Origin of the sequence: Microbacterium sp. J1-1 (assembly GCF_024498615.1) — a bacterium.
Lineage (GTDB): Bacteria > Actinomycetota > Actinomycetes > Actinomycetales > Microbacteriaceae > Microbacterium > Microbacterium aurugineum.
This window is the reverse complement of sequence record NZ_CP089590.1, coordinates 1551740-1565156: the sequence shown is the minus strand read 5'-3', so window position 1 is coordinate 1565156 and position 13417 is coordinate 1551740. Positions and strand designations below refer to the sequence as shown.

Sequence of the window (13417 nt, the reverse complement as noted above, 5' to 3'; positions counted from 1 at the left end):
GGACGCCGTAGCGTCCGTCCCCTCGTGCGTTCCCGCGCTGTCAGATCTCGATCAGATCCTCCGGCGCGACGACCGGGATCGCAGCGGTGACCGTCTCCAGACCCGACAGGCGTGCCGGCGACAGCTGCTTGACGACCTCGTCACGCGACATCAGACCTGCCTCGACGACGAGATCGGCGACATTCCGATTGGTCAGCAGCGCGGTCTTCGCGAGCGCCGCTGCGGCCGCGTAACCGATGAACGGCGTCAGCGCGGTGATGACGCCGACCGACGCACCGACCATAGCCCCGAGGCGGTCGCGGTTCGCGGTGATGCCGTCGACGCAGTTGACACGCAGGGTCCACATCGCCTGGCGCATCCAGGTGATGGACTGGAAGATCGAGTGCGCGATCACCGGCTCGAAGGCGTTCAGCTGCAGCTGCCCGGCCTCTGCCGCCATCGTGACCGTCATGTCGGCACCGGCGACGGCGAAGGCCACCTGGTTCACGACCTCCGGGATCACGGGGTTCACCTTGCCCGGCATGATGCTGGACCCCGCCTGCATCGCGGGAAGGTTGATCTCCCCCAGCCCGGCCTGCGGTCCCGACGACAGGAGACGCAGGTCGTTGCAGATCTTCGAGAGCTTCATCGCGTTGCGCTTGAGCGTCGAGGAGAACGACATGAACGAACCGGTGTCGCTGGTGGCCTCGACGAGGTCTCCCGCGGTGCGCAGGTCGAGCCCGGTGATCTCCCGCAGGTGCTTCAGCACGGCCGGGGCGTAAGCCCGATGTGTCGTGATGCCGGTGCCGATCGCGGTCGCCCCCATGTTGATCTCGAACATCAGCGAAGCGTTCTCGGTCAGGCGGGTGTGGTCGTAGCCGAGCGTCGTGGCGAAGCCGTTGAACTCCTGTCCGAGCGTCATCGGCACGGCATCCTGCAGCTGGGTACGACCGACCTTCAGGACGTCGTGGAACTCCCGCGACTTGCCCAGGAAGGACAGTCGGAGCAGATCCAGCTCCTCGAGCAGGGACCGCAACGTCAGCGAGAGACCGATCTTCACGGCCGTCGGGTAGACGTCGTTGGTGGACTGACTGCGGTTCGTGTGGTCGATCGGCGAGAGGAACGCGTAGTCGCCCTTCTCCCGGCCGGCGAGTTCGAGCGCGATGTTGGTGATGACCTCGTTCGCGTTCATGTTGGTCGAGGTACCGGCACCGCCCTGGATGACGCCCACCGTGAACTGCTCGTGGAACTCGCCGTCGATCACACGCTGCGCAGCACGATCGATCAGGTCGGCACGCTCGGCGTCGAGCACCCCGATCTCACGATTCGCGCGGGCACTCGCCTGCTTGACCATCGCCAGGCCGACCACGAGATCGGGGTACACCGAGATCGGCCGCTTCGTGATCGGGAAGTTCGCGTCGGCGCGGGCGGTGTGGATCCCCCAGTACGCGTCGACGGGAATCTCCATGCTCCCGAGCGAATCGGTCTCGGTGCGGGTCAGGGTAGGCGCGGCAGAAGCCATGTCACATCCTCGTGGGTCGTGGCGGGTGAGAAGAGTGGGGGATGTGCCCAGTCTACGCCGCTCAGCGCCCGGGTTTGCGGGAGAAGGCCTCGAGTCGCCCTTCCGGTGAGAGCTTCGACATCCGCTCCACCCAGGCCTCCGAGAAGTAGTCGCCCGTCACCGCGTCGGTCACCGGGACGACGGTGTGGGTGATCGTGTCGGGATACACGTGGACCATCTGGAATGCCTGCGCGGCGTCCATGCCATTCACCTCGGCCGCAGGACGTGCCACGTTCATCGTGTAGCAGGTGGCCGACGCGACGCTGACCGGGACCCCGGCGAACATCCCGTGTGACGAATAGTGCAGATGTCCGGCGAGGATGCCCCGGACATCGCTGCCGCGGATGACGTCGGCGAGTTCGTCCTGATGGCGCAGTTCCAGGATGTCGAAGAGCGGCAGATGGCTCGGGAGCGGCGGATGATGCATCGCGAGCAACGTCCCGTGCGGCGCAGGCTGGGCGAGCTGATCCGCGAGCCAGGAGAGTTGACCGGCATCGAGATCGCCGTGGTGCCAGCCGGGGACGCTGGTGTCGAGGGCGACGAGACGCAGCCCGCCGAGGTCCCAGACCCCGGTGACGGGCTCTTCGGTCGGCTCGAGGTCCAGGAGTCCTGCGCGCAGGGCGGGACGCTCATCATGGTTGCCCGCCACCCAGACGATCGGAGCACCGAGCTCCTCGGCGACCGGTTCGACGGACGCGCGCAGACGACGATAGGCGTCCGGCTCCCCCAGATCGGCGAGATCCCCGGTCACGACGATCGCCGTCGGGTGCGAGTGCACCGCACCGATCGCCTCCAGCGTGCGCGCGAAGTTCGCCTCGACGTCGTACCGCCCGCCCAGCGATGCGCCCCCGGCGAGGAAGTGCGGGTCGCTGACGTGGATCAGGACATGCGACGCCGGAGCGTGCCGGCCGAAGGTGTACGCGTCACCGATTGCTGCGGACATGCCCTCAGCCTAGGCGTCTGGTCAGTACTGCAGGTGTAGTGATCAGATAGGATGCGGTGGTGGCACGCAACGAAGGCAGACGACAGGCGATCGCGGATGCGGGGCTCACCGTGCTCGCTCGCGAGGGCTCCCGTGGGCTGACCCACCGTTCCGTCGATGTCGCGGCCGGCGTGCCGACCGGCACCACGTCGAACTACTTCCGCAGCCGCGATGCGCTGGTGGCCGGGCTGGTCGAACGCATCGGTGAGCGCCTCTCCCCCACACCGGAAGAGCTGGAGCGCCGTTCCGCGGGCGAACCCGGCCCTGCGCTGTTCGCCGACTACGTGCGCGACATCGTCCGCCGACTCACCGATGACCGGGAAGTGACGCTCGCGCTCTTCGAACTGCGGCTCGAGAGCAGCCGCCGCCCCGAAGTGGCCGCGGTGCTCGGCGCCTGGCAACGCGCAGGGCTCGAGGGGGACGTCGCCTTCAATACGAGGGCGGGCCTCCCGGGGGGACGGCGCGAGATCGCGCTGTTCCACTACGCGATCGACGGTCTCCTGCTCGACCGACTGACCACACCGATCGACCCGGAGTCACCGACCGATGACATCATCGACGACCTGGTGGAGGGCCTGCTGCGATGATCCGAGGGCGCGCCGTGCGGATCAGTGTCCGATGACGAGCATGAGGATGCCGGCGACGACAGCCGCAGCGCAGAGCGCGAAGCACGCATAGGCGCCGACGAGAGCCGTCGTCTTCTGCCCCTCGCTGAGCGGGCTCTTCTTCGCCGCCTTCGCCGCCTGCTTCTCGGCGCGACGAAGCTCCTTCTCGGTGATCACGGTGATCGCGTCGGTGAACTCCGCGGGGCTCACGACCGGAGCACGCCCGCTGCGCACCAGCAGCCGGAGACCGAGCGCGTAGAAGGTGACGATCGCAGCCGCACCGATCAGCGCCGCCAGGAACACCTGGAGGAACGCGAGCCAGTCGATCACGATGTTCATTCGGACTCCTCCTTGCGCGCCGCATCCGCACTCTTCGACACGGCCCCGGCCTTCGCCGCCTTGCCGTCGGACTTTGCCTGAGCCTTCTTCTTGGCCTTGTCAGCCGCGTCCTTCTTGGCCTGCGCCTTCGCCTTGTCACGCGCTTCCGCACGCGCCTTCGCCTCCGCCTTCGCCTCGGCGATGCGCTGCTGGCGTCGCGTGGGCGGTGGCGTGTCGGGGAGCTCGACCGCGCGTCCCGACTCAGCGACGTCGCTCATGGCATTCGCGGGTGTCACGGCGTTACGGCGCGAGCGCATGAAGAGCCCGAGGATGATCGCGAGTGCGAGGACCGCGTCGATCGCGACTCCCCAGTTGCCGAGCCAGACCACCAGGAGCGCGGCCAGCGCGCCGACACCGCCCGCTGCGGGCAGCGTGAGGATCCAGCCCACGCCGATCCGACCCGCGGTCCGCCAGCGGACCGTGGAGCCGCGGCGCCCGAGTCCCGAGCCGATCACGGACCCCGAGGCGACCTGGGTCGTGGAGAGCGCGAAGCCGAGGGCGCTGGAGGCGAGGATGGTCGCCGCGGTCGAGCTCTCGGCGGCGAATCCCTGCGCGGGTTTCACATCGGTGAGTCCCTTGCCGAGCGTGCGGATGATGCGCCAACCGCCTAGGTACGTGCCGAGCGCGATCGTGAAGGCACACGCGACGATCACCCAGAGCTCCGGCTCGTGATGCGCCCCCGACTGCCAGCCGATCGTGATCATCGCGAGAGTGATGACGCCCATGGTCTTCTGCGCGTCGTTGGTGCCGTGTGCGAGCGCGACCAGGGAGGACGTGAAGATCTGCCCCCACCGGAACCCGTCACGGCCATCCGGCTTTCCGTCGTAGCGACGGGTGATCGAGTACGCGATCTTCGTCGCGGCGAAAGCGATCAGGCCGGCGGTGACGGGTGCGATCAGCGCCGGAAGCACGATCTTCGAGAGCACCATGCCGAAGTCGATGCCCCCCACGCCCGCGCCGACGATCGTCGCACCGATGAGCCCGCCGAAGAGCGCATGGGACGAGCTCGAGGGCAGTCCGAGGAGCCAGGTGAGCATGTTCCACGTGATCGCGCCGATCAGGCCGGCGAAGATCAGCGAGAGGAAGAGGTCAGCCCCCGCGGAGAGGATCGCGTCCTCCCGGATGATGCCGCCGGAGATGGTCTTCGAGACCTCGGTGGACAGGAACGCCCCGATGAGGTTCAAGACGGCGGCGAGGAGGACGGCGGTCTTGGGCTTCAGCGCGCCGGTGGCGATCGGCGTCGCCATGGCATTCGCGGTGTCGTGAAAACCGTTGGTGAAGTCGAAGAAGAGTGCCAGCGCGATGACGAGCACGACGATGAGGGCTGCGGTTTCCACCGTTCGCTTTCGGTCGTTGAGGAAGAAGGAGTTGTCGACGATATCGACGTGCTGAACGAAGAGTTCACCGTGGGTTTGACTTCCGTTAACCGGCCCCGGTAAATCCTCCCACCCTCCCCCGCGCCGGTCAACTCGACCTGGGATAGCGTGGAACGGTGACTGACGCCCCGCTCGCTGCCCGCCGTTCCACCCTCCGCACTCATCATGGCGACACGTTCGACGACCCGTATGAGTGGATGCGGGCGAAGGACTCCGAGGAGGTCATCGCACACCTCGAGGCCGAGAACGCCTACACGGATGCGCAGACCGCCCACCTCGCCGCGCTTCGGACGAAACTGTTCGAGGAGATCAAGGCCCGCGTGCAGGAGACCGATCTCTCGGTACCCACCCGCCGAGGCGACTGGTGGTACTACAGCCGGACCGAGGAGGGAGCGCAGTACGGTATCCACTGCCGCGCTGCTGCCGACGCCGGCGAGTGGACTCCGCCCGTGCTCGAGCCGGGCGTCCCTGTTCCGGGTGAAGTGGTCCTCCTCGACGGGAACATCGAGGCCGAAGGGCATGAGTTCTTCTCGCTCGGCGCGTTCGACACGTCCGACGACGCCACGAAGCTGTTGTGGTCGACCGATTTCGAGGGCGACGAGCTCTACACGGTGCACGTGCGCGATCTGACGACCGGAGCGACCCTCGACGACGAGATCCCGAACACGGGCGGCGCCTTCTTCACGCCGGACGGCACCGGAGTCCTCTACACGACCCGGGACGACGCATGGCGGCCCGACACCCTGTGGCTGCATCGCCTGGGCACACCCGTCGCGGACGACGTCCGACTGTTCCACGAACCCGATGAGAAGTTCTGGCTCGGTGCGGGGATCACACGAAGCCGGCGGTACCTCGTGATCGGCGTCGGCTCGAGCATCACGAGCGAGGAGTACCTGGTCGATCTGACCGGCGATCTCACCGCCGAACCGCGACTGGTCTGGCCGCGCCGCGAAGGGGTGGAGTATTCGATCGATCATGCGGTGGTGGACGGCGAGGACCGGCTGTTCATCCTCCACAACGACGGCGCCCTGGACTTCGAGCTGGTCTCCGTCGCGGCCTCCGATCCCCAGGGAGAGCGGCTCCCGGTCGTCGCGCACGAGGCAGGAAGACGGCTGCTCGGCATGGACGCGTTCCGTGACTTCGCCACCGTCGAGTACCGACGCGAAGGACTCGAGCGCGTCGGTCTGCTCGACTACCCCACGAACACCCTCGACGAGATCCCCTTCGACGAACCGCTCTACTCCGCGGGCGTCAGCGGCAACCCGGAATGGCACTCGCCGTTCCTGCGCCTCGGATACACGTCGTTCGTCACCCCGGGGACGGTGTACGACCTCGATCTCTCGAATCGCGACCTGATCCTGCGCAAGCAGGTCTCCGTCCTGGGCGGCTATGACCCCGCGGAGTACGGCCAGCGGCGTGAATGGGCGACGGCCCCCGACGGCGTGCGCGTTCCCATCTCGCTCGTGTGGAAGCGCTCGTTCGGCGAACCCGGCACGGAGGCGCGACCGCTGCACCTGTACGGGTACGGATCGTACGAGCACTCGATCGACCCCGGCTTCTCGGTCGCCCGGTTGTCCGAACTCGACCGCGGGGTGATCTTCGCCGTGGCCCACGTGCGCGGTGGTGGGGAGATGGGCCGTCAGTGGTACGAGGACGGCAAGCTCCTGCACAAGCGCAACACCTTCACGGACTTCGTCGCCTGCGCCGAGCACCTGGTCGCGACGGGTGTGACGACACCGAAGCGCCTGGTCGCCGAGGGCGGGAGCGCGGGTGGTCTGCTGATGGGAGCGGTCGCCAATCTCGCTCCCGAGCTCTTCGCAGGCATCCTCGCCGGTGTGCCGTTCGTGGACGCCCTGACGACGATCCTGGATCCGTCCCTGCCGCTCACCGTGATCGAGTGGGACGAGTGGGGCGACCCGCTGCACGGCTCGGACGTCTACGACTACATGAAGTCGTACTCGCCCTACGAGAACGTGAGAGACGGCGTCGAGTATCCGCGGATCCTCGCCGTGACCTCCCTCAACGACACGCGTGTCCTGTATGTGGAACCCGCGAAGTGGGTCGCACGTCTGCGAGAAGCCGGCGCCTCGGACGTCCTCCTCAAGTGCGAGATGGTCGCGGGGCACGGCGGCGTGAGCGGACGCTACAACTCCTGGAGGGAGCGCGCGTTCGAACTCGCCTGGCTGCTCGACACCCTCGGGCTCGCCGAGGACTGAACCGCCGTGGTGGGCGCCCCGCGCGGGGGCGCTCCCCGCTCCGCGTCCTCAGCCGAAGAGGGCAGCGGCCTCGTCGTAGCGGTAGCGCGGCACCGTGTTCAGCTCGCCGAGAGCATCGGCGAAGGGCACCCGCACGATGTCGGTACCCTGCATGGCGACCATCTGACCCCAGGCGCCGTCGACGAGCGCATCCGCCGCGTGCAGACCGAGTCGTGTCGCGAGCACCCGATCGAACGCCGACGGCGATCCACCGCGCTGGATGTGACCGAGGATCGTCGCCCGGGTCTCGATGCCGGTGATGCGCTCGATCTCGGGAGCGAGCATGTCGCCGATGCCGCCGAGCCGGGGACGGTTGAAAGCGTCGAGACCCTTGTCGCTGTAGGCCTCTTCCATGCCGAGGAGCTTGAATCCCTCGGAGACGACCACCAGAGGTGCGCGACCACGGTCGTGGGCACTGGTCACCAGCTCGGTGATGTCGTCGATCGACATCGGAACCTCGGGGATGCAGATGACGTGCGCACCGGCGGCCATGCCCGCGTGCAGCGCGATCCAGCCGACGTGGCGGCCCATGACCTCGGCGACCATGCAGCGCTGGTGGGAATCGCCGGTCGTGCGGAGGCGGTCCATCGCGTCGGTGGCGATGTTCACCGCCGTGTCGAAACCGAAGGAGTAGTCCGTGGCCTGCAGGTCGTTGTCGATCGTCTTGGGGACGCCGATGACCTTGATCCCGTCTTTCGCCAGACGGTCCGCAGCGGCGAGCGTCCCCTCGCCGCCGATCGCCACGATGCCGTCGATCTTGTGGCCGTACAGGGTCTTGGCGATGTTCTCGGCGCCTCCGCGCTCCCCCTCGTAGGGGTTCGTGCGGCTGGTGCCGAGGATGGTCCCACCGACCTTCGAGAGCCCCTTCACCTCGTGGCGTGTGAGCGGCATGAAGTCGCCGTCGACGAGGCCACGCCACCCGTCCCGGATGCCGACGAACTCCAGGTCGTACGTGGTGGTGCCCTTGAGCACGATGCCGCGGATGACCGCGTTGAGGCCGGGGCAGTCGCCGCCGCTCGTCAGGATGCCGATCTTCATGCTGGTGCCTTCAGACGTTCGGGTGATGGGGGAACAGGCGACGCTGCCTTCGATCGACACTAGTGCCCCCGCGCACTCGCGCGCCATTCGACGTCGACGAAAATCCCCGATCTTGACGTGGACGATCGAGGATATCGACGGACTTCTCGGAGATGCCCGATATTCAGCGCCGAAATGACGTTAAGAACAGCCGTTCTTGACGCCTACGCCGCACCGAGTGCCTGCCGCAGCAGGTGCATGAGTGCTGCCAGCTGCACCGGCTCCGCGGCCGACTCCTCCACGGCCTCGCCGTCGAGCGCCCGCGCCGCGAGGCCCTGCTTCTGGTCGATCAGCTCCGCGATCTTGGTGTCGATCGTGTGCGCCGCGATGATTCGCCAGGCGGTGACCGGCTCGTCCTGCCCGATACGGTGCACGCGGTCGATCGCCTGCGTCTGCTCGGCGGCGGTCCAGGACAACTCGGCGAGCACGACGTTCGAGGCCGCTTGCAGGTTGAGCCCGACCCCGGCCGCAGTGAGCGAGCAGACCGCGATGCCCACGGAGGGGTCACCGTTGAAGTCGTCGATCGCCTGCTGTCGCGTGGTCGACGACTGGTCGCCCCGGATCGACACCGCCCGGATGCCCGCGGCGGCGAAGTGCGCCTCCGCCTGATCCATCACGTCGATGTGCTTGGCGAAGAAGACCACCTTGCCGACCGAGCGCTGAAGCTGCGCCGCGTAGTCCGCTGCGAGGGGCGCCTTGGCCTGGCCGATGCGCCTGACCATGGTGAAGACGTTGTCTCCCCCGGTGCCGGCGGCCTTCGACTCCTCGAGTTCGTTCTGAGCGACGAGACGCACGATGTCCTCGTCGATCTCCCCGGGGACGAGTCCGCGATCGCCCCGCGCCTCGATGATGCGACGGTAGCGTGCGGCGAGCCGCTCCCCCAGCTCGCGCTCGGCCTGACGGATGCCGCGTCCGAACTCATCGTCGAGCTGCACGGGCAGGTCGGCGATCAGCTTGTCCGGGAGGTCGGCGGCGACATCCTTCTTCTTGCGGCGCACGATGCCCATCGAGATGACGGCATCCCGTGCCTCGGGGTAGAACGCCTTGTCGGCCGGAGTGAACCCGGTCGCGTCCAGCTTCTCCATGAGCTCGGGGCCCGGCTTCTCGCCGGTCGTCCAGCCCAGGAACCGCCAGATCGCGTCGAAGTCCTCGACGTCGTTGATCAGCGGGGTTCCGGTGAGCGCCAGCATGAGCGGATCGTGCCCCGGGGTGCGCTCGCGCACCTGGGCGGCGAGCGACAAGACGTTCTGCGACCGTTGTGAGGACAGGTTCTTGATGAAGTGCGCCTCGTCGACGACCATGCCGCGCAGACCGATGGAGGCGAGCCACGACATGTGCCGGTCGAGGATCTCGTAGTTCACGATGAACACGTCGGCGAACGCATCGATGTCGTCGCCGTCTCCCTGGATCACCGTCGCACGGCGCTGCGGAGTCCAGCGTTCGACCTCGCGCGCCCAGTTCATCTTCACGACGTTGGGCACGACGACGAGCAGCGGATACGCACCCGCGACGGACGCGGCGAGCACCGACTGCGCCGTCTTGCCGAGGCCCGGCTCATCAGCGAGCAGGAAGCTGCGGTGCCCCGCCTTGACCGCCTCGAGGAATCGGGACTGGTGCACCATGACCTCGAGGCCCTTGGGCGAGATGTGGTCGAACTCCGGCGCAGGCGGGAGATCCATCGATGCGGCGGATCCGCCCGCACCCGTCTCGAATGCCTTGTACAGCGGGCCCATGAGCTCCCAGCCGTCGAGACGACGACGCGGGGTCGCCGCCGCACGCGGCGTCAGGTCGGGAGCGAGGAACGGGTTTGCCAGCTGACGCGCCTCCACCGAGGGCGGGGTGACCTGTCGCTCCGCGATCGCCGCGGGCACGACGGAGACCTGCACGGGGGCCGCATCGGCGATGATCAGGTCTTCGGGAGCGAGCTCAGCACCGGATTCGAGCAGCCAGTCGCGGCGCATGCGCTTGGCCACCGGCGACGTCGCCTGGTCGGCTTCCAGCAACTGGATGAGCGACGTGTCGCGCGCAGCGGTCTTCGCGAGGATCGTGGCGACACCGTCGAGCCGCTTGAGCAGCTCGGCGCGCGCGGGATCCCCGATCTCAGCGTCGGCCTTCACCCGCGCACGTTCTTCGCGCACGAGGAAGGCGATCACCTGGAACTTCACCCGGTTCGTCGGACCGAGCTTCCCCCGCTGAGACTTGGCCTCGATCTCACGCACCTTGCGCGCGAGGATCGGGATGAGGGGTGCCTCGTCGTCACGACGGGACGTCTTCTTTCGCCGCGTGGCGGCGGTTGCCGTGGTCGGCATGCTCCTCCTGAGCGTGAAGGCTCCGGCTTCCCCAGGAAACCATGGGCCGTTCTCGTTGTCCGCGTGTGGCGTGAGCCAGGACCGTACGAACAGTGGATCTTCTTCCCGTCGAGGCACGCGAGAAGCGTGAGAATCGGCGGGAGCCGTTTCCCATTCTATGTCATGGCGCTCGCGTCGCGGAGATTTCGGACGATCAGGAAGTCACGTCGAGCGCGCGGGCGGCATCGGTGACGTCGGCGGCCATCTGCTCCATGAGCTTCTCGATCCCCTCGAACGCGACCATTCCCCGCAGTCGCTCGACGAACTCGACGCTGACATCGTGTCCGTAGAGATCCAGCCCGGTCTCGCCGAGCACGTGCGCCTCCACCTGCCGTACGAGGACATCGTCGAAAGTGGGATTGGTCCCGACGGAGATCGCGGAGGGGTGCCGGATACCGGTGTCATGATCCACGAGCCACCCCGCGTACACGCCGTCGGCCGGGACGAAAGCATCGACGATCGTCGAGAGGTTCGCGGTCGGGAACCCCAGCTCTCGCCCGCGCTTGAGTCCGTGGACGACCTCGCCCCGCACATCCGGGTAGCGTCCGAGCACGGTCGTCGCCGTCGCGACATCGCCCTCCATCAGCAACTCTCGGATCCAGCTCGACGACACGCGCCGCGCGGAGCCGGGGAGGTACACGTCGTCGACGACCTCGACGGAGAAGCCGTGCTCGGGCCCGAGCTCGCGCAGGAGGTCCGGCGTGCCCGCTCCCCTGTTCCCGAACCGGAAGTCCTCGCCGACGAGGACCGTGGAGACTTCGAGCGCACCGACGAGGATGTCGGTGACGAAGTCATGAGCGCTGCGGGCGGCGAGTTCCTCGTCGAAGGTGAGCACCAGAGTCGCATCGATGCCCATCTCGCCGAGCAGTTCGAGTTTGCGTTCGACCGTGACGACGTTTTCCGGGCATCGGTCCGGACGAAGGATGGCCAGGGGGTTGCGGTCGAACGTGACCACGACGGCGCGGCTGCCGCTGGCTGCAGCGGCTTCGTTCAGTCGGGCGATCACCGCTCGGTGGCCGGCATGGACGCCGTCGAACTTTCCGATGGCGACCGCACTCGGTCCGAAGCCGTCCGGGATCTCCTCCGGACTGCGGAACACGATCACGCGTGGACCTCGACCGATCGCGGGGCGTCGACAGGTCGGTGCGTGCGCAACCACCAGACGCCGAAGATCGGGAGCACCAACGGGACGAAGAGGTACCCGCGCCCGAACAGCGACCACACCGTCTCATGTTGGAACAGCGCCGGCATCAGGACGCTGAGCAGACCCACCACGAGCACCCCGGTCAGTTCGAAGACGATCGCGATCCAGGCCACCGTGTACCAGCCGCGACGTCGGGCGAGGACGAGCGCGAGGGTCGCGAGGATGTACACGACGGCGGCGAGTGCGGACAGCGAGTACGCGAGAGGTGCCTCGTCGAAGCGGCGGACGATCTGCACGAAGCTGCGTCCGGTGGCGGCCAGCGCCATCACGGCGTAGACGATCACGAGGACGCGACCGATGCCGGTCATCCGAGTGGGGGGTGCGGTGGAGCTCATAGCGCATTCCATCCTAGAGCCGCGGGAGGCGGCCGGACTCTGCCCGAGGTCTCAGCTCATGCGATCTGGACGGACCAGATGACCTGCATGCGCCACAGCATGATCGCGATGGCGAACGCCGCGACCCCGAGGATCACGGTGCTCCACCGGCTGCGCTCCATGAGCGCCCACAGCACGGCTCCTACGGGAAGCAGTGCGGCCGACACGAGGTAGACCCAGTACTCGAGCAGGTCTCCCGTCGGCGGGTTGCCGGCGAGGGGTGCGACGATCGCGACGATCACCTGGACGACCAGGAGGATCTCGACCAAGGCGAGTGCACCGACGCTGAAGTCGCTCGGCCGGCGCCCGATGAGCCCCGCGATGAGGCAGAAGACACCCGCCGCGACGGCCACGATGACCTGGGCGATCGTGAACCACAGGATCATCGCACGGCCTCCGGCATGTTCATCGCACTCTTCAGGTCGGCTCCCCGCTTCTCGACGATGCCGACGAGGAGCCCGTCCTCGTCGATGGCGGCGGCGATCGGTCCGTTCAGGCGCGCGGCGTGGCCGGTGAGACGTTTGCCGTGCCGCAGGTCGCGCGCTTCCTCGGCCGTCATGTCCAGGACCGGGAGGATGCGCCGGGCCGCCTGCGCCGCGGTGAGAGTGGACGCCCCCTCGAGCGCGTCGACATCGACGGCGTCGCTCACATCGAACGGGCCGACCCGCGTGCGCCGTAGCGCGGTGAGGTGCCCGCCGACGCCGAGGGCCTGCCCGAGGTCGCGAGCGAGCGAGCGGATGTAGGTGCCGGACGAGCAGTCGACGATCACATCGAGGTCGAGCGCGCCGTCGCTCCGCCGGCTCGCGATGAGGTCGAACCGGGAGACGACGACTTCTCGGGCTGCCAGGACGACCTCTTCCCCGGCACGGACGCGATCGTAGGCTCGACGCCCGTCGACCTTGATGGCGGAGACGGCGCTGGGCACTTGCGAGATCTCTCCGGTGAGGGCAGCGATCCCCGCGGCGACCGCATCGTCCGTCACAGCGTCCCACGCCTCCGCAGCGGCGGTCGTGAGGATCTCGCCCTCCGCGTCATCGGTGCCGGTGGTCTGGCCCAGTCGGATCGTCGCCGTGTAGGTCTTGTCCGCGCCCACGATGTAGGTCAGGAGCCTGGTCGCTCCCTCGATCCCGATGACCAGCAGCCCGGTCGCCATCGGATCGAGCGTTCCCGCGTGACCGACCTTCCTCGTTCCGAACGCACGGCGCGTGCGCGCGACGACGTCGTGACTGGTCAGCCCAGCGGGCTTGTCGACGAGGAGGATGCCGGGCGAGACCATCC

Annotated in this window: 12 protein-coding genes; 2 read left to right on the top strand and 10 right to left on the bottom strand. The window is 67.8% G+C overall.

The window, feature by feature from the left end:
- Nucleotides 1-40: 40 nt before the first annotated feature.
- Both LRQ07_RS07375 and LRQ07_RS07370 read right to left on the bottom strand, forming a co-directional pair.
- The gene (locus tag LRQ07_RS07375; RefSeq protein ID WP_232762025.1) at nt 41-1501 is read right to left on the bottom strand and encodes an aspartate ammonia-lyase; all 1461 of its coding nucleotides are present in this window, start codon (nt 1499-1501) and stop codon (nt 41-43) included.
- Nucleotides 1502-1562: 61 nt separating this feature from the next.
- Nucleotides 1563-2483, bottom strand: a complete 921-nt coding sequence (locus tag LRQ07_RS07370) for a phosphodiesterase (protein WP_256536290.1) — start codon at nt 2481-2483, stop codon at nt 1563-1565.
- A gap of 59 nt (nt 2484-2542) precedes the next feature.
- Here LRQ07_RS07370 and LRQ07_RS07365 point away from each other — a divergent pair, with 59 nt between their 5' ends.
- Nucleotides 2543-3109 carry a TetR/AcrR family transcriptional regulator gene (locus LRQ07_RS07365; protein WP_256536289.1) on the top strand — a complete coding sequence of 189 codons (567 nt, stop codon included), beginning with the start codon at nt 2543-2545 and terminating at the stop codon, nt 3107-3109.
- Between the two features lie 21 nt (nt 3110-3130).
- Here LRQ07_RS07365 and LRQ07_RS07360 read toward each other — a convergent pair whose 3' ends face one another.
- Together LRQ07_RS07360 and LRQ07_RS07355 are read right to left on the bottom strand one after the other, a co-directional pair.
- Nucleotides 3131-3466, bottom strand: coding sequence for a peptidase (locus LRQ07_RS07360; RefSeq protein WP_256536288.1), 336 nt, complete (start codon nt 3464-3466; stop codon nt 3131-3133).
- Nucleotides 3463-4842 (bottom strand): inorganic phosphate transporter, encoded by a 1380-nt coding sequence (locus LRQ07_RS07355; protein ID WP_232762028.1) that lies wholly within the window; start codon nt 4840-4842, stop codon nt 3463-3465. Before LRQ07_RS07355 ends, LRQ07_RS07360 begins: the two co-directional genes overlap by 4 nt.
- Nucleotides 4843-4997: 155 nt before the next feature.
- Between LRQ07_RS07355 and LRQ07_RS07350 the strand changes: the two genes are divergently transcribed.
- The gene (locus LRQ07_RS07350) at nt 4998-7097 is read left to right on the top strand and encodes a S9 family peptidase (protein WP_232762029.1); all 2100 of its coding nucleotides are present in this window, start codon (nt 4998-5000) and stop codon (nt 7095-7097) included.
- A gap of 48 nt (nt 7098-7145) precedes the next feature.
- Here the strand turns inward: LRQ07_RS07350 and LRQ07_RS07345 are convergent, their stop codons facing one another.
- The 6 genes from LRQ07_RS07345 to truB all read right to left on the bottom strand — a co-directional run bounded on the left by LRQ07_RS07345 (nt 7146) and on the right by truB (nt 13415).
- Nucleotides 7146-8174, bottom strand: coding sequence for a 6-phosphofructokinase (locus LRQ07_RS07345; RefSeq protein WP_047519389.1), 1029 nt, complete (start codon nt 8172-8174; stop codon nt 7146-7148).
- Between the two features lie 203 nt (nt 8175-8377).
- The gene (locus LRQ07_RS07340) at nt 8378-10522 is read right to left on the bottom strand and encodes a DEAD/DEAH box helicase (RefSeq protein ID WP_134353562.1); all 2145 of its coding nucleotides are present in this window, start codon (nt 10520-10522) and stop codon (nt 8378-8380) included.
- Between the two features lie 193 nt (nt 10523-10715).
- A complete protein-coding gene (locus LRQ07_RS07335; protein ID WP_256536287.1) occupies nt 10716-11666 on the bottom strand; it encodes a bifunctional riboflavin kinase/FAD synthetase in 951 nt (316 codons plus the stop codon).
- Nucleotides 11663-12100, bottom strand: a complete 438-nt coding sequence (locus tag LRQ07_RS07330) for a hypothetical protein (protein ID WP_227991603.1) — start codon at nt 12098-12100, stop codon at nt 11663-11665. Before LRQ07_RS07330 ends, LRQ07_RS07335 begins: the two co-directional genes overlap by 4 nt.
- A 56-nt stretch (nt 12101-12156) precedes the next feature.
- On the bottom strand, nt 12157-12525 hold the full coding sequence (locus tag LRQ07_RS07325) for a hypothetical protein (RefSeq protein WP_134353560.1): 369 nt from the start codon (nt 12523-12525) through the stop codon (nt 12157-12159).
- Nucleotides 12522-13415 carry a tRNA pseudouridine(55) synthase TruB gene (gene truB, locus LRQ07_RS07320; protein WP_256536285.1) on the bottom strand — a complete coding sequence of 298 codons (894 nt, stop codon included), beginning with the start codon at nt 13413-13415 and terminating at the stop codon, nt 12522-12524. Before truB ends, LRQ07_RS07325 begins: the two co-directional genes overlap by 4 nt.
- Nucleotides 13416-13417: the final 2 nt, after the last annotated feature.

Coding starts and splice junctions, on each gene's coding strand:
- LRQ07_RS07370 (WP_256536290.1), bottom strand. CDS start 2,483: ATGTCCGCAGCAATCGGTGACGCGTACACCTTCGGCCGGCACGCTCCG.
- LRQ07_RS07375 (WP_232762025.1), bottom strand. CDS start 1,501: ATGGCTTCTGCCGCGCCTACCCTGACCCGCACCGAGACCGATTCGCTC.
- LRQ07_RS07345 (WP_047519389.1), bottom strand. CDS start 8,174: ATGAAGATCGGCATCCTGACGAGCGGCGGCGACTGCCCCGGCCTCAAC.
- LRQ07_RS07330 (WP_227991603.1), bottom strand. CDS start 12,100: ATGAGCTCCACCGCACCCCCCACTCGGATGACCGGCATCGGTCGCGTC.
- truB (WP_256536285.1), bottom strand. CDS start 13,415: ATGGTCTCGCCCGGCATCCTCCTCGTCGACAAGCCCGCTGGGCTGACC.
- LRQ07_RS07325 (WP_134353560.1), bottom strand. CDS start 12,525: ATGATCCTGTGGTTCACGATCGCCCAGGTCATCGTGGCCGTCGCGGCG.
- LRQ07_RS07360 (WP_256536288.1), bottom strand. CDS start 3,466: ATGAACATCGTGATCGACTGGCTCGCGTTCCTCCAGGTGTTCCTGGCG.
- LRQ07_RS07340 (WP_134353562.1), bottom strand. CDS start 10,522: ATGCCGACCACGGCAACCGCCGCCACGCGGCGAAAGAAGACGTCCCGT.